Annotated in this window: 13 protein-coding genes, 1 other RNA gene and 1 pseudogene; 13 read left to right on the forward strand and 2 right to left on the reverse strand. The window is 59.1% G+C overall.

Features of this window, described 5'->3' with window-relative positions; genetic code table 11:
• Positions 1 to 2: 2 nt before the first annotated feature.
• Positions 3 to 1,406, reverse strand: coding sequence for a sodium-dependent transporter (locus AC1Q6Y_RS20785; RefSeq protein ID WP_492625058.1), 1,404 nt, complete (start codon positions 1,404 to 1,406; stop codon positions 3 to 5).
• 118 nt (positions 1,407 to 1,524) lie between these two features.
• Here AC1Q6Y_RS20785 and smpB point away from each other — a divergent pair, with 118 nt between their 5' ends.
• Complete coding sequence (smpB, locus tag AC1Q6Y_RS20790) at positions 1,525 to 2,007, forward strand: SsrA-binding protein SmpB (protein WP_008057382.1); 483 nt, start codon at positions 1,525 to 1,527, stop codon at positions 2,005 to 2,007.
• Positions 2,008 to 2,122: 115 nt separating this feature from the next.
• Here the strand turns inward: smpB and AC1Q6Y_RS20795 are convergent, their stop codons facing one another.
• Entirely contained in the window at positions 2,123 to 2,890 is a 768-nt protein-coding gene (locus AC1Q6Y_RS20795) for a GntR family transcriptional regulator (RefSeq protein ID WP_492625059.1), read from the reverse strand.
• A gap of 261 nt (positions 2,891 to 3,151) precedes the next feature.
• Here AC1Q6Y_RS20795 and AC1Q6Y_RS20800 point away from each other — a divergent pair, with 261 nt between their 5' ends.
• The 12 genes and pseudogenes from AC1Q6Y_RS20800 (at position 3,152) to AC1Q6Y_RS20855 (ending at position 15,968) form a co-directional block, all read left to right on the forward strand.
• On the forward strand, positions 3,152 to 4,846 hold the full coding sequence (locus AC1Q6Y_RS20800) for a lactate permease LctP family transporter (protein WP_057716490.1): 1,695 nt from the start codon (positions 3,152 to 3,154) through the stop codon (positions 4,844 to 4,846).
• A 150-nt stretch (positions 4,847 to 4,996) separates the two neighbouring features.
• Complete coding sequence (locus tag AC1Q6Y_RS20805; RefSeq protein ID WP_492588596.1) at positions 4,997 to 5,821, forward strand: (Fe-S)-binding protein; 825 nt, start codon at positions 4,997 to 4,999, stop codon at positions 5,819 to 5,821.
• Positions 5,818 to 7,275, forward strand: a complete 1,458-nt coding sequence (locus AC1Q6Y_RS20810) for a LutB/LldF family L-lactate oxidation iron-sulfur protein (RefSeq protein WP_090453019.1) — start codon at positions 5,818 to 5,820, stop codon at positions 7,273 to 7,275. The genes AC1Q6Y_RS20805 and AC1Q6Y_RS20810 overlap by 4 nt, the downstream gene beginning before the upstream one ends.
• Entirely contained in the window at positions 7,272 to 7,943 is a 672-nt protein-coding gene (locus tag AC1Q6Y_RS20815; protein ID WP_150812845.1) for a LutC/YkgG family protein, read from the forward strand. Before AC1Q6Y_RS20810 ends, AC1Q6Y_RS20815 begins: the two co-directional genes overlap by 4 nt.
• Positions 7,940 to 10,750 carry an FAD-binding and (Fe-S)-binding domain-containing protein gene (locus tag AC1Q6Y_RS20820; RefSeq protein WP_492625060.1) on the forward strand — a complete coding sequence of 937 codons (2,811 nt, stop codon included), beginning with the start codon at positions 7,940 to 7,942 and terminating at the stop codon, positions 10,748 to 10,750. The genes AC1Q6Y_RS20815 and AC1Q6Y_RS20820 overlap by 4 nt, the downstream gene beginning before the upstream one ends.
• 192 nt (positions 10,751 to 10,942) lie before the next feature.
• Entirely contained in the window at positions 10,943 to 11,215 is a 273-nt protein-coding gene (locus AC1Q6Y_RS20825; RefSeq protein WP_492625061.1) for a PA2433 domain-containing protein, read from the forward strand.
• Between the two features lie 334 nt (positions 11,216 to 11,549).
• Entirely contained in the window at positions 11,550 to 11,828 is a 279-nt protein-coding gene (locus AC1Q6Y_RS20830) for a PA2433 domain-containing protein (RefSeq protein WP_492625062.1), read from the forward strand.
• Between the two features lie 94 nt (positions 11,829 to 11,922).
• Positions 11,923 to 12,319, forward strand: a transfer-messenger RNA (tmRNA) gene (gene ssrA, locus AC1Q6Y_RS20835).
• Between the two features lie 187 nt (positions 12,320 to 12,506).
• A pseudogene (locus tag AC1Q6Y_RS20840) lies at positions 12,507 to 12,726 on the forward strand (integrase arm-type DNA-binding domain-containing protein); the annotation flags it as partial.
• 48 nt (positions 12,727 to 12,774) lie between these two features.
• Positions 12,775 to 13,764 carry a tyrosine-type recombinase/integrase gene (locus AC1Q6Y_RS20845; RefSeq protein ID WP_492625088.1) on the forward strand — a complete coding sequence of 330 codons (990 nt, stop codon included), beginning with the start codon at positions 12,775 to 12,777 and terminating at the stop codon, positions 13,762 to 13,764.
• A 951-nt stretch (positions 13,765 to 14,715) separates the two neighbouring features.
• Complete coding sequence (locus AC1Q6Y_RS20850; RefSeq protein ID WP_492625063.1) at positions 14,716 to 15,696, forward strand: integrase domain-containing protein; 981 nt, start codon at positions 14,716 to 14,718, stop codon at positions 15,694 to 15,696.
• Positions 15,693 to 15,968 (forward strand): hypothetical protein, encoded by a 276-nt coding sequence (locus tag AC1Q6Y_RS20855; protein WP_492625064.1) that lies wholly within the window; start codon positions 15,693 to 15,695, stop codon positions 15,966 to 15,968. The genes AC1Q6Y_RS20850 and AC1Q6Y_RS20855 overlap by 4 nt, the downstream gene beginning before the upstream one ends.
• Positions 15,969 to 16,207: the final 239 nt, after the last annotated feature.

Here is a 16,207-nt window from a genome sequence, read left to right on the forward strand (position 1 = left end):
CATCACTTCCACAGCTGGGCGGCAAACACTACGAGAATGCCGATGGGCGCCACATAGCGCATCAAGAACAAGGACAGGCCAAACAGCGCAGGGTTACGGATCGACAACTCGTCGCGCACCGCTTCACGCCCCATGATCCAGCCCGCAAACACCACGAAACACAAACCGCCAAGCGGCAGCATGAGTCGCGAGGTGAAGAAATCGATCACACCAAAGAAGTCGAGGCCACCGGTCGCTCCCCATTGGTAGAGGTGGAACATCCCGCCTTCGTTCACGAAGAACTTGGCCTCCTTCCAGATATTGAAGGAGAACACCGTACCCAGGCCGACAAACCAGCAGCTGAACGCCAGCCAGAAGGTGACCCAGGCACGACTCACTTTAGTGCGCTCGACCAGGTAGGCCACCATCGGTTCCAGCAGGGAAATCGCCGAACTCCAGGCAGCGACCGCCACCAGCACGAAGAACACAACACCCATCAATTGCCCGAACGCTACGTTACCGAAGGCAAACGGCAGGCTGACGAACATCAGCCCCGGCCCTTCGCTCGGATTCAGGCCCGCCGCGAAAACAATCGGAAACAACGCCAGGCCGGCCACCAGGGAAACGAAGGTGTCGAGCAGCGCCACGCCGACAACCGTCCCTGAAATCGATGAGTTCTTCGGCATGTACGCACCGTAGATCATGATCGAGCCAACGCCCACGCTCAGGGAAAAGAACGCATGCCCCATCGCGGGCAACAAGCCGTCCATGACCTTTTCCGGGTGGAAGTCGAACATGAAATGCACGCCCTCCATGAAATGCCCGGTGGTCATGCTGTAGCCCAGCAACACGAGGATCATCACGAACAACAACGGCATCATGATTCGCAAGCTGCGTTCAAGCCCGGCAACCACGCCCTTGGCGATCACCACCGCTGACAACAGCATGAAAATCGTGTGCCAAAGTGTCAGGCGCCAGGGATCGGCGATCACATTGCCGAAGTAAGCCCCCACTTGATCAGGCGTCGCGCCCTGGAAGTCGCCACGCCCCATGTCGATGATGTAGTCCAGCGACCAGCCGCCAACCACACTGTAGAACGACAGGATCAGCAATGCCGTGATCATCCCGGCAAACGCGCCCCAGGACCATTTGGCCGAGTGCCCCGCCTCGACCGCCAGTATCTTCAAGGCATTGGCCGGACTTTGCCGGGCACGCCGGCCGATCAGGGTTTCCGCCAGCATGACCGGCACGCCGATCAATGCGATACAGGCCAGGAACATCAGCACGAAGGCGCCGCCGCCATAGACGCCGACCATGTACGGGAATTTCCAGATACTACCCAGCCCCACGGCCGAACCGGTCGCGGCGAGTATGAAGACCCAGCGGCTAGCCCAACTGCCGTGGACAGAAACCTTGTCTGTCGACATCGTTATCACGCCCAAGCGTTCAAAAAAGAGGCCGCATTGTCCGGGATTCAATCAACCTGCTCAAGCACGTAGCAACACCGTAGCCGACTCGCGTGCAACTCCCTATAATGCCGCCCCTATGGCTAAACAGAAGAAACACCCAACAGGGACCATCGCGCAAAACAAAAAGGCGCGACACGATTACTTCATCGAACATCGTTTCGAGGCTGGTCTGGTCCTGGCCGGCTGGGAAGTAAAAAGTCTGCGGGCAAGCAAACTGCAGCTGGTTGACAGCTACGTACTGCTCAAGGATGGCGAAGCCTGGCTGCTCGGCAGCCACATTACGCCCCTGACGACCGCCAGTACCCACGTCATTGCCGATCCGGTGCGCACCCGTAAATTGCTGCTCAACCGGCGCGAGCTGGAAAAGCTGGCCGCGGCCGTGCAGCAAAAGGGTTACGCTTGCGTGTGCCTGTCCTGGTACTGGAGCAAGCACATGGTCAAGTGCGAGATCGCTCTGGGCAAGGGCAAGAAGGAATACGACAAGCGCGATACCGAGCGCGAACGCGACGCCGGTCGCGAGTTGCAGCGTGCGGTGCGCAACAAGGGCAAGGAAGACTGACTCTTTCGCCTTGAGGCCCCTTCGCGGGCAAGCCCGCTCCCACAGGGTTTCGGTGTACCTGTGGGAGCGGGCTTGCCCGCGAAAGCAACCTCACAAATGATATGGAGCCGACTAGCTACATTCCCTTGCGCCGTTCCGCCCGGGCCACGCGCTGCACTTCCTGACGCACCTCCTCCAGTACCTCCTGCACATACAGAATGTGTCGGCTGGAAACTTCCCGCGCCTGCTCCGCCCGCCCTTCGATAATCGCCTGATACAACTCCCGATGCTGCGTGATCAGCATGTCGCGGGTTTCAGTGCGCTGTTTGTACATGCCACCGATGTTGGTCACCACGTTGCGCTTGAGCAGGTCGAACAGCCCGCGAATGGTGTGTAGCAACACGGCATTGTGGCTGGCCTCGGCGATCGCCAGGTGAAACTTTGCGTCCGCCGCCCCCTCTTCGGCACGACTCACCTCTTCGTGACGCGAATAGCAGTCCTGTAATTCGTTGAATGCCGCGGTCAGTCGCTCGCGATCCACATCGGTGGCACGCAACGCCGCGTAGTAGGCGCAAGACGCTTCCAGCGTATGCCGAAACTCCAGCAGATCGCGCTGTGCCTCGGGGTTGCTTTCCAGCAGCTGCAACAAGGGATCACTGAAGGTGCTACCCAGCGACTCCACCACATAGTTGCCGCCGCCCTGGCGACTGACCAGCAGGCCTTTGGCGGTCAGCTTCTGAATGGCTTCGCGCAACGAAGGGCGTGACACACCAAATTGTTCGGCCAACGCACGTTCGGCCGGCAAGCGCTCACCCGCTTTCAGCGTGCCCTCGAGGATCATGCCCTCAAGCTGCTCGACAATATCGTCAGACAAACGGCGCTGACGAATCTGATCAAACCCCATAACTCGATTACTCCACGATCCGACGGCTCGCCGGGGCTCTATTCTGGCCTATCGGCGCCGCGCCAGCACCTGCCACAACGCATTTGGTCTTACCAGGCAGGCGACCTGCGGACTTTGCATTCGACAAAAGTTTTAGGGCGGCAAATTGACACACCGCCTACAAGGCTTTTACCCTAGCCAACAGCGATTGTAAATTGGTCTTACCAATTATCCAAGAACGCTGATCAGTGCCTGACCAACAACAATTAGGGGCCACCCCATATGCAAACCTGGCAACAGCTCTATACCCCGCTTGGCAGCCTCGGCTTGTCCGCACTCGCCGCCGTCATCCCCATCGTATTTTTCTTCCTGGCTTTGGCCGTGTTCCGCCTCAAAGGACATGTGGCCGGCAGCATCACCCTGGCTTTATCGATCCTGGTGGCGATCTTCGCCTTCCAGATGCCGGTCGACATGGCGTTCGCCGCCGCCGGGTATGGCTTCGCCTATGGCCTGTGGCCGATCGCATGGATCATCGTGGCAGCGGTGTTCCTCTACAAACTGACGGTCAAGAGCGGGCAGTTTGAAGTCATCCGCAGTTCGGTTCTGTCGATCACCGATGACCAGCGCCTGCAGGTTCTGCTGATCGGTTTCTGCTTCGGCGCCTTCCTCGAAGGTGCAGCCGGTTTTGGCGCACCCGTGGCGATTACCGCTGCACTGCTGGTAGGACTTGGCTTCAACCCGCTGTACGCCGCCGGCTTGTGCCTGATCGCCAACACCGCGCCGGTGGCCTTCGGCGCCCTGGGCATTCCGATCATCGTTGCCGGGCAAGTGACCGGTATCGACGCGTTCAAGATCGGCGCCATGACCGGCCGCCAACTGCCGCTGCTGTCGCTGTTCGTGCCGTTCTGGCTGGTGTTCATGATGGACGGCCTGCGCGGCGTACGGGAAACGTGGCCGGCAGCGCTGGTGGCCGGCTTGAGCTTTGCCGTCACCCAGTACTTCACCTCGAACTTCATCGGCCCGGAACTGCCGGACATCACCTCGGCCCTGGCCAGCCTGATTTCCCTGACCCTGTTCCTGAAAGTCTGGCAACCAAAACGCGCCGCCGGCCAACACATCGTCGGCGCTGTCTCGGCCTCCGTGGTGAGCGCCAGCGTCGGTGGTTTCGGCCAGAAGCGCACCACTGTGGCTTCGCCCTACAGCCTTGGGGAAATCTTCAAGGCATGGTCGCCGTTCCTGATCCTGACCGTACTGGTCACCATCTGGACCCTGAAGCCGTTCAAGGCGATGTTCGCCGCCGGCGGTTCGATGTACAGCTTCGTATTCAACTTCGCCATCCCGCACCTGGACCAGATGGTGATCAAGGTCGCACCGATCGTAGTCGCGCCAACCGCCCTTCCGGCAGTGTTCAAACTGGACCCGATTTCCGCCACCGGCACGGCGATTTTCTTCTCGGCGCTGATCTCGATGCTGGTGCTGAAGATCAATATCAAAACTGGTCTGACCACTTTTAAAGAGACCTTCTACGAACTGCGCTGGCCGATCCTGTCCATCGGCATGGTGCTGGCGTTTGCCTTCGTCACCAACTACTCGGGCATGTCTTCGACCATGGCCCTGGTGTTGGCAGGCACCGGTGCAGCGTTCCCGTTCTTCTCGCCGTTCCTCGGCTGGCTGGGCGTATTCCTCACCGGTTCCGATACCTCGTCCAACGCGCTGTTCAGTTCGCTGCAAGCGACCACTGCGCATCAGATCGGTGTCAACGACACCTTGCTGGTGGCGGCGAACACCAGTGGTGGCGTGACCGGCAAGATGATCTCGCCACAATCGATCGCCGTGGCTTGTGCCGCGACCGGCCTGGTGGGCAAAGAATCGGATCTGTTCCGCTTCACCCTCAAGCACAGCCTATTCTTTGCAACGATTGTCGGCTTGATCACGTTGGCCCAGGCCTACTGGTTCACCGGCATGCTGGTGCACTAAGGGCTACAAGCAACACGATAAAAACCGACGCCGGGCCACGCCCCCGGCGTCCGCTATTCACACCCCGGTCTGTAAGGCTGCTGAAAGCTACCGGCTCTATATTCAGCAGCCTCAACAGACGAATAACCGGGACCACCCGGAGACCGCCTGATGAGCGAGCTTTTTTACAACGCCGTGCCGAATGCGACCCGTGTCGCCCCGCCACTGCCCGAGCCTCGGCAATACCCCAGCGAGAAACCGTCACGGGTCTACCTGTTCGGGACCTGCGTGGTCGATTTGTTCTACCCGGAAGCCGGGATGGATGCGATCCACCTGCTGGAGCGCGAAGGCATTCGTGTCGAGTACCCGCAAGGGCAAAGCTGCTGCGGCCAACCGGCCTACACCTCGGGTTACACCGAACAGGCTCGGACCGTGGCGCGCTCGCAACTGGCGCTGTTTGCCGGCGACTATCCGGTGGTGGTGCCGTCAGGCTCTTGTGCAGGCATGCTGCGCGAACATTACGCCGACTTGTTCAAGGACGAGCCGGAAACGTTGAAACAGGTCCAGGCCCTGGCGGCCAGAACCTACGAGCTGGCCGAGTTCCTGTTGTTTGTCTGCAAGGTGCAGCTCAAGGACGGCGGCGAGCCCGTGAAAGTGGCGCTGCACACCTCGTGCTCGGCACGCCGTGAAATGAACACCCACCTGCACGGCCGCGAGTTGTTGGCGCAGTTGAGCAATGTGGAGCGGGTCAACCACGATCACGAAAGTGAATGCTGTGGCTTTGGTGGGACATTCAGCGTCCGTATGCCAGACATTTCCGGCGCGATGGTGGCTGACAAGACCCGGGCGCTGAAGGAGTCCGGCGCGCACAAGGTATTGAGTGCCGACTGCGGCTGTTTGATGAACATCAACGGCTCGCTGGAAAAACAGCAGGAAGCGTTGCGCGGTCAGCATCTGGCCAGCTTCCTCTGGCAGCGAACCGGAGGTGTGAAATGAGCACCTCGACGATTATTCCTACGGTTGCCGTAGAAGAAGATTTCCGCACCCGCGCCCACAACGCACTGGGTGACCCGCAATTGCGAAGCAACTTTCGCAAGGCGATGGATTCACTGATGACCAAACGGGCAGCCGCTTTCAGCGATGCCCATGAAAGAGAACACTTGCGCGCACTGGGCAATGCAATCCGTGCCCGCGCGCTCTCCAAGTTGCCCGACCTGCTCGAGCAACTGGAACAGAACCTGACCCGCAACGGTGTGACAGTGCACTGGGCGGAAACGGTGGACGAGGCCAATGGCATCGTCCTCTCGATCATCCGCGCTCACGAGGGGCGGCAAGTGATCAAGGGTAAATCGATGGTCAGCGAAGAGATGGAGATGAACCATGTCCTCGCTGAACAGGGCATTGAATGCCTGGAATCGGACATGGGCGAGTACATCGTCCAGCTCGACCACGAGAAGCCTTCACACATAATCATGCCGGCAATCCACAAGAACGCCGGTCAGGTCGCGTCCTTGTTCCACGACAAACTTGGCGTGGAATACACCAAGGACGTAGACCAACTCATTCAGATCGGCCGCAGAGTCCTGCGGCAGAAATTCTTCGAAGCGGACATCGGCGTCTCCGGTGTCAACTTCGCCGTGGCCGAAACCGGCACCCTGCTGCTGGTGGAAAACGAAGGCAACGGTCGCATGACCACCACGGTGCCACCCGTGCACATCGCCGTCACCGGTATCGAAAAAGTCGTGGAAAACCTGCGTGATGTGGTGCCGTTGCTGTCGCTGCTGACCCGTTCAGCCTTGGGCATTCCGATCACCACCTACGTCAACATGATCTCCGGCCCACGCAAGGAACATGAACTCGACGGCCCACAGGAAGTGCACCTCGTACTGCTCGATAACGGCCGCAGCCAGGCCTTTGCCGACAGCGAATTGCGCCAGACCCTGAACTGCATTCGCTGCGGCGCCTGTATGAATCATTGCCCGGTGTACACCCGAATCGGCGGTCATGCCTATGGGGAGGTTTACCCCGGGCCTATCGGAAAAATCATCACCCCGCACATGGTCGGCCTGGCGAAAGTCCCGGATCACCCGAGCGCCTCGTCGCTGTGCGGTGCCTGCGGTGAAGTGTGTCCGGTGAAAATCCCGATCCCTGCTTTGCTGCGGCGCCTGCGGGAAGAAAACGTCAAGGCCCCGGACAGCCCCCATCAAGTGATGCGCGGCCAGGGCAGCAAGTATTCGCGCAAGGAGCGATTCATCTGGAACGCCTGGGCCAAGCTCAACAGTTCGCCGACGCTCTATCGCCTGTTCGGTTTCTTTGCCACCCGTTTGCGCGCCCTTACGCCGAGCAATGTCGGCCCGTGGACGCAAAACCACAGCGCACCGAAACCCGCTGCCCGCTCATTGCATGACATGGCCCGCGAGCACTTGGCCAAACAGGGAGACCGCCGATGAGCGCCAAACAAAATATCCTCGCCAAACTGCGTAAAAGCCTGACAGGCACAACGCCGGTGGCCGACAACTTCGATGTCGATCTGGTGACCCAGCCTTACACCTACGCGCCAGAGCAGCGCATTGCGCAGCTGCGCAAATTGATGGAAGCGGTGCACACGGAAATTCATCTGACGTCCGGCCAAGAGTGGCCGACGCTACTCGCGCAGTTGCTGCAGGACCGCCAGTTGCCAAGCCTGCTGATCGCACCGACAACGCCCCACGGTCAAAGGATCACGCAGCACTGGGCGAATAATCCCGGCCTGCCAATGCTGAAAGCCTACGACCGCCCGATTGAAGAATGGAAAGCCGAGCTGTTCAACGACACCCCGGCGAGCATCACTGGAACCCTCGGTGCCATCGCTGCCACGGGCAGCCTTATTCTCTGGCCGACCCGGGAAGAACCGCGCCTGATGAGCCTGGCGCCACCGGTGCATTTCGCCCTGCTCAAGGCCAGTGAAATTCGCGACAACTTCTATCAGGTGCAACAGGAATTCGAATGGGCCCAGGGCATGCCGACTAACGCACTGCTGGTGTCCGGCCCGTCGAAGACCGCCGACATCGAGCAAGTGCTGGCGTACGGCGCCCACGGTCCGAAAGACCTGGTGGTGCTGATCCTGGAGGACCAATGAGTCTACCGGCCGCTTTCCTGCGTGACGCACAGCAACTGATTCCCCAAGAGCGACGTTTCGACGACCCGCTGTCGACCCTGGCCTTCGGCACCGACGCCAGCTTCTATCGTTTGATTCCGCAACTGGTGATCCGCGTCGAGTCCGAAGACGAAGTGGTGGCACTGCTGCAACTGGCGCAACGGGATCAGGTGCCGGTGACTTTCCGCGCCGCCGGTACCAGTCTGTCCGGCCAAGCCATCAGCGACTCGGTGCTGATCGTGCTGGGGGACAACTGGAACGGTCGCGAGATCCGCGGCCAAGGCACGCAAATCCGCCTGCAACCGGGGGTGATCGGCGCCCAGGCCAATGCCTGGCTGGCACCGTTCGGACGCAAGATCGGTCCGGACCCGGCCTCGATCAACGCCTGCAAGATCGGCGGGATCGTCGCCAACAATGCCAGCGGCATGTGCTGCGGCACCGCGCAAAACACCTATCACACCCTGGCCGGCATTCGTCTGGTGCTGGCCGATGGCAGTCGTCTCGACACCGAGGATGCCGCCAGCGTCACGGCGTTTCGCCAAAGCCACGCCGCGCTGCTGGAACGCTTGGCGATCCTGGGCCGCGAGACCCGCGCAAATACCGAGCTGGCTGCGAAAATTCGCCACAAATACCGCCTGAAAAATACCACCGGCCTGTCGCTCAATGCACTGGTGGATTTCGACGAGCCTGTGGATATCTTGAGCCACTTGCTGGTCGGCTCCGAAGGCACGCTCGGGTTCATCAGTGCCGTGACCTACGACACGGTGATCGACCATCCGAATAAAGCCTCGGCCCTGATTGTGTTCCCGGATGTCGAGACCTGCTGCAATGCGGTCACCGTGTTGAAAAGCCAACCGGTGTCGGCCGTGGAACTGCTGGACCGGCGCAGCCTGCGCTCGGTACAGAACAAACCCGGCATGCCCGCTTTCGTACAACATCTGTCGAACAATGCCTGCGCCTTGCTGATCGAATCCCGCGCCGCGTCGTCCACTTTGCTGCACGAGCAACTGGCGCAGATCATGGCGTCGCTCAAGGCGTTCCCGGTAGAAAAGCAGGTCGACTTCACCGAAGACCCGCAAGAAAACGCCCGGCTCTGGGCCATCCGCAAGGACACCTTCCCCGCCGTCGGCGCCGTGCGCAAGACCGGCACCACGGTGATCATCGAAGACGTCACCTTCCCGGTCGAACAACTGGCCATCGGCGTCAACCGCCTGATCGAACTGTTCGACAAACATCACTATGACGAAGCGATCCTTTTCGGACACGCCCTGGAAGGCAATCTGCACTTCGTCTTCACCCAAGGCTTCAACAGCCCGGAAGAAGTCGCACGCTATCAGGCGTTCATGGACGACGTGGCGCAACTGGTGGCGGTGGAGTTCGGCGGTTCGCTGAAGGCTGAACACGGCACCGGACGCAACATGGCGCCGTTCGTTGAACTGGAATGGGGCAGCGATGCCTACCAGTTGATGTGGCAGCTCAAACGACTGCTCGACCCCAATGGCATTCTCAACCCGGACGTGGTGCTCAGCGAAGATCCACAGATCCACCTCAAGCACCTCAAGCCCTTGCCCGCGGCTGACGAGATTGTGGACAAGTGCATCGAATGCGGCTTCTGCGAACCGGTCTGCCCGTCAAAAGGCCTGACACTGAGCCCGCGTCAGCGCATCGTGATCTGGCGCGACATTCAGGCGAAGAAACGCGCGGGCATCGATACGTCCGAACTCGAAGCCGCCTTCGACTATCAAGGCATCGATACCTGCGCCGCCACCGGCCTGTGCGCACAACGTTGCCCTGTAGGCATCAATACCGGCGAGCTGGTGAAAAAGCTGCGCAGCCGGAAGGCGACACATACGAAAACCGCTAACTGGCTTGAAGGACATTTCGCCACGGCACTGCAAGGTGCACGCTTCACCCTGCACGTGGCCAATGGTGCGCGGATGTTGCTGGGGGCACCGAGATTGGCGAAGTTGTCGGCGACGTTGACGCGCCTGTCCAAGGGTCAGGTCCCGCAATGGACCAACGCCATGCCCCAGCCTGAACGGCCGATTCGCTTCAGCCCGACGGTGACGGACGCGCGCCCGCGCGTGGTCTATCTGGCGGCCTGTGTATCCCGCGCCATGGGCCCGGCAGCGGGCGATACGGAGCAAATGTCGCTGCACGACAAGACCCGAGGCCTGCTGGAAAAGGCCGGCTACCAGGTGGTGTTCCCGGACAACCTCGACAACCTGTGCTGCGGTCAGCCATTCGCCTCCAAAGGCTACGCCGAGCAAGCCGAGCACAAACGACAGGAACTGATCGGCGCCCTGCTCCACGCCAGCCGTGGCGGGCTCGACCCGATCTACTGCGACACCAGCCCCTGCACCTTGCGCCTGGTTCAAGACCTTGGGGAAGTCCGTCTGGACCTGTACGACCCGGTGCGCTTCATCCGCACACACCTGATGGATCGCCTGGACTTCACGCCACAGGAGGCGCCGATCGCCGTGCACGTGACCTGCAGCACTCAGCACCTCGGCGAAAGTCAGGCGTTGATCGACCTGGCGCGCAAGTGCAGCAAAAACGTGGTCATTCCCGAAGGTATTCACTGCTGCGGCTTTGCCGGCGACAAGGGCTTCACCACGCCGGAGCTGAACGCCCATTCGCTGCGCACGCTCAAGGATGCGGTGCAGCAGTGCAGCGAGGGGATTTCCACCAGCCGTACCTGCGAGATTGGCCTGACACAACACGGCGGAATCGACTACCACGGACTAGTCTATCTGGTGGACCGCGTTACCCAGGCCAGGGTGACCTGATGACGAGGCCTCAAGAAAGGCGCATTCAGGCGCCTGTCTAGTCGTTTCTTGTGGGCATCAACACAGTAAAACAGAACCCTGACGTGTCGCCGCAGTCCACTGATCAAGTCCCGCCAATGCGGGACTTTCCCAACACTCGGTAGACCGATTTGATGGCCAGCAATGCCTGGCCATCAGTTCAAGGAGAAACACATGAATCGTTCTGTGCTGTTAGGTCTGTTCGTTACTGCTTCCATGCTGACTTCCACTTCATTTGCCGCTGAAGACCTTTGCGCGGTCAACCTGAAAACCATCGAAAACGGCAAGGCACAGATTCCTCCGGAAATGACTGACCAGGTAAAAGCCTCCGTCGAGCAAGCCAAAGCCGACCAGGCAAAAGGCACCAAGGAAGGCATTGATGATTGCATCGCCGAGACCAACGACATTATCAAGGCCGTCACCGACTCGAAAAAAGGCGCCAAGTAACTCGGCTCAAGGCCAACCTTCGGGTTGGCCTTTCGGGCCGCGTTGGCGTACATCAACAACGGAGTACTGGCAGCCGGGAGCTCAAAGCCCGGCCGTGCCCGATACGAAGCAAACCAAAACCTGCCAGTTGCGGGTTTTGTTGCATCTGGGGGTCTGGATACGTGTAACCGCCCGCATCGCTGCAGAAGCTCGACACATTTTCTGAGAAAACCGAATTCTTGCGTTGAATCGTAGTCTTTGAGGTAGGCCCCATCAGATCGGGCGGACTTTTCGGGCTCGGCTTGGCCGTCTACTCATACGACAGCACCGAGACCATCAGCTCAAGGAGATACCCATGAAACACACCACACTCGCAGGCCTGTTCATTGCTGCTGCCATGCTGGCCTCTCCTGTATTTGCTGCGGACAACAACCTCTGTACGAGCAAGCTGCAAGAGCTCAAAGGCAAAGTGAATGCGCTGCCGGCGAACTCCGCAAACACTACGATGGAGATCAAAAGACTGATGTCCAGCGCCGAAGCCTCACAAGCCTCCGGCGACGACAAAAAATGCGTCACCGAGGCCACCCAGGCATTGGCGCTCGCTGACAGACAGAGCACCCAACCAAACCCATGATCTGTGGTGGCCAACCTTCAGGTTGGCCTTCCGGGGCGTGATGACGTACACTGTATATGCCTGCTGCTCACTTGATTCACAGAGCATCAGGCTCGGGGCCGTTTAGGATTCGACGCCGGTTGCGAAACTTTAGGTGCATGCCGAGTTGGTAACAGAACTCGTAAATCCACTGTTGCAACTACTTATAGTTGCCAATGACGATAACTACGGCCAGGAATTCGCTCTCGCTGCGTAAGCAGCCTTAGCCCTGAGCTTCTGGTACCTTCGGGTCCAGCAATCACCAGGGGATGTCTGTAAACCCAAAGTGATTGTCATATAGAACAGAATCGCCGTGCAGTACGTTGTGGACGAAGCGGCTAAAACTTACACAACTCGCCCAAAGCACCCTGCCCGTCGGGTCGCTGAGGGTTAACTTAATAGACACGGCTACGCATGTAGTACCGACAGCGGAGTACTGGCGGACGGGGGTTCAAATCCCCCCGGCTCCACCATTTCATCATCTAAAGACGTCCACGGACGTCTTTTTTTGTGCCTGAAACCCAGTAAAAACGCGGTTTCCATCGCTTTTGCGGTCTTCTGAGTTTTTTTGAGTTCCAGCCATTCGGGTATTCCAAACGGTATTCCAGGCCATCCGGTGCTAATCTTTGGAATACCGAATCAGTGCCTGAGGACAATCTCATGCCTGCCCAAAACCTTCGCCTCTCCGATCGACAGCTCAAGGGAGTCAAACCCGCGTCCAAGGATTACGTCCTCACTGACGGTGACGGTTTGCAGCTCCGCGTACGCAGCAACGGCTCGTTGCTGTGGAATTTCAACTACCGCGAACCGCCCACCAAAAAGCGCATCAATATCGGCTTCGGGACCTACCCCCGAACTGTCACTGGCGAACGCACGAAAAAAAGCAGTCGAAGCGCACGAGCTGCTCGCCCAAGGCATCGATCCGAAGGTGCAGCGCAATACGCTGAATGAAGCCAAGCGCGCAGAAACGGAACACACCTTCGAGAACGTAGCCACCGCCTGGTTCGAGCTCAAAAAAGACTCGGTCACCCCGGCCTACGCCGAGGACATTTGGCGATCGCTCACGCTGCACGTGCTCCCCGACTTGAAGACGACACCACTCGCGAAAATTACCGCGCCTATGGTGATCGAGCTGCTTCGTCCAATCGAAGCGAAAGGCAGCCTGGAGACAGTCAAGCGTCTTAGCCAGCGGCTAAACGAGATCATGACCTACGGTGTGAACTCCGGCCTGATCTTCGCCAACCCTCTCAGCGGTATCAGGGCAGTATTCAAGAAGCCCAAGAAAGAAAACATGGCCGCGCTCCCGCCCGAAGAACTCCCCGAGCTCATGCTGGAGATCGCGAATGCGAGTATCAAACGCACCACCCGCTGTCTGATCGAATGGCAGTTGCACACCATGACTCGCCCTGCCGAGGCGGCGACTACTCGCTGGGCTGACATCGACTTTGAAAGGCGTGTCTGGAATATCCCACCGGAGCGGATGAAGAAGCGCCGCCCACACAGCATCCCGTTGAGTGATCACGCTGTCGCACTGTTGAAGTCATTGAAGACTCACAGCGGCCATCGCGAATACGTCTTCCCGGCAGACAGAAATCCGCGCACCCATGCCAATAGCCAGACCGCCAACATGGCGTTGAAACGCATGGGCTTCCAGGATCGCTTGGTCAGTCACGGCATGCGCTCGATGGCCAGCACCATCTTGAATGAGCATGGCTGGGACCCGGAGCTTATTGAGGTCGCACTGGCGCATGTCGACAAGGATGAGGTGCGCAGCGCCTACAACCGAGCCGACTACATCGAGCGCCGACGCCCGATGATGGCTTGGTGGAGTGAGTACATCCAGAAGGCCGCCACCGGTAGCCTGCTCGCCTCTGCATACGGTCAAGTCAGAGACAAGAACGTGGTGCCGATACGCTAGCGCTATGCAGGCGCAATAACGGCAGCAACAACTGAGCGTTCAAGATTCAGGGCGAGCAGCCTCGCTTATCCGCTTCTCAGCGCGGGTCCATCCAAACAGGGCTGCAAAGCCGCCCTGTTTGGATGGACCTTACTTTGAAGAGCTAAAAGCGACCACGTTGTCCAGGATTTACCACGGAATTCCACCAGTGGATAACCGTTCTTCAAGTCCAAAGTAGCGCTGAATTTTGAACCTTGACCGGGTTTATCCACAAGCGTAGAACTGGCCGTGCAAGCGCTGTCGATGACAGCAACCCAGGTGGCCCGAACCTTGAAGGTCACGCCGCTCTCGTGGTGGTTCTCCCCCCAAATGGCGATTCGCATCCGGCAGCTCGCCCGGTCACCTCCCCGGTGATGGATGCCTACTTCAGATCATGGCCCTCGTGCGCCAGACAACACTTCCTACTCCGCTGCCCTGCAGCAACCTATCCGCTTGGCCGAATCTTGCGCCAACCTGCGCCCGTCTCTTTCTCCTGGAAAGAGACGGGCGCTCCCACCACTGCTGCAGCCCATATAGAACGGGGCTTTGCCGCAACCCTCCTCGTGACAATCGGCGTGACAAACGCTGATGTCACCAGCAACAGCGATGTAGATGATGGCGCCGCAGACCAGGAAATGGACTGCACCTGATTGACAGTCAGGCATGCCCCGGTCATCGCATTACTGCTTCCACCCGGCTCAGGATCTCGCGGCACCGGTCTCGTCAGCCAGTGCAGCCTCCACCCGCCCACCGGTATCGGTGCTCAGGAGGCCAGATCATGAGATGCCCTTGCTCCCGGTCGTAAGGAGCCGCCAGTCCCGCGTAGTGGACACCCCCCACAGGTCGCAGGGGCCTTGATCCCTGATAACACTCAGCATTCTTGGCGGGAAGACGTGGGGCAAGGACGGGAGAACGAAAAGTGAGGTGACCGACATGGCATTAGTGGGTAGGCGCGATGGTCGTAATTTCGGTTACGGCAGGCAGTTGAGCTATGCAGGACCGCAGGCGCTGAAAGATATGTTCGGCTGTGGCCACTACGGCACGGTTAAAGCGCACTGTGATCGGTGGCTGGCATTCGTGAAGTGGTGCCACTCCGAACAGGGGCCCGGTATCAATGATGCGCGGCAGATTGATCGGAAGGTGTTGGCCGACTATGCGGCGTATCTACGCGACGTGGTTGGGCGCGGTGACCTCGCCGTCAGTACCGCACAAAACCGGCTATCCAGCGTTAACAGGACCATGGCGGCGCTTCGCGGTGATCAGTACGTGAAGTTACCAAGCCCGAGCAAGGCGTTGGGTATGCAGCGCACCAGGGTTCGCCAGTCGGTGCCGCAAGGGCAGGATCGCGCGCAGGTGCAGCAGATTGTCGATGTGCTTTGTAATCGTGAACAGCTACGCGCGGGGGCGATGATTCAGATGGCACGTACCACTGGGATGCGGTTGCGCGAAACAATATTGGCTGATTTGCCCAGATTGATCCGTGAGGCTGACAGGCTCGGCAAGATCAATATCCAGGAGGGCACGAAAGGCGGCCGAGGTGGTGCATCTGCGCCACGATGGATTGCAGTGGATCAACATATTCGGGATGCACTGAGGTTTGCGGCAAAGGTATCGCCGAAAGGTAGCCGTAACATGATCGCGCCAAGCGAGAGCTATGCGAACGTGTTGCAACGAGTAGCCGGGGCATCGCGGGACGTCCTGCATAAAAACGCCCTGAAAGGATTTCATGAGTTGCGCGCGGCGTATGCCTGTGAGCGCTACGAGCAGATTACCCAGCATCCTGCACCGATTAATGGTGGTCATTGCTATGCCATCGATCCGCGCCTCGACCGTGAGGCTCGCATACAGATCAGCTATGAGCTAGGGCATGGCCGGATTGAAGTAGTCGCTGCCTACATCGGGGGACGGGTATGACCAAGGCGTTTGATATGGAGGTGTTCTTGGCTGCCGCGCTGACTGGATCTCACGCGACGCGGCAGCGACACTTGCGCCAAGCGAAGATTATCCAGGCTGCAATCGTACAGCGATGGCAGCGCGAGTCGCCTTGGGGATGGAAACGGAAGCATCTAGCTTGGTTTCTCAAACATAGCCTGAAACATCGCGGTGAGGGCACACGATATTACTATCTGCTCACTGTTCGACTGATCACCCGACACCTAGAAACGTCATGGGTTTTCGATCTTTGAAAAGAAATAGGGCCTCCGCTGCGAGCGGCGGCCAGAATCGGCCAGGAGCCGTCACCGAGATGCGTGGATGAAGCGATTTAAGTTCTGCTCCGAAGGTCAAACTAGCTTTAACTTCGCTAGGAAGGCCAAGCCAATACTGACTGAATGGATACTCGACAAGGAATTGAACAGTCGCGACGTAGATTGGACAGCTTGATGGCCTATTGCTACGCTAAATTGGTTCTCTGACATTGGCTGAC

The sequence above is a fragment of the Pseudomonas sp. GW823-FHT06E10 genome (genome assembly GCF_058794995.1).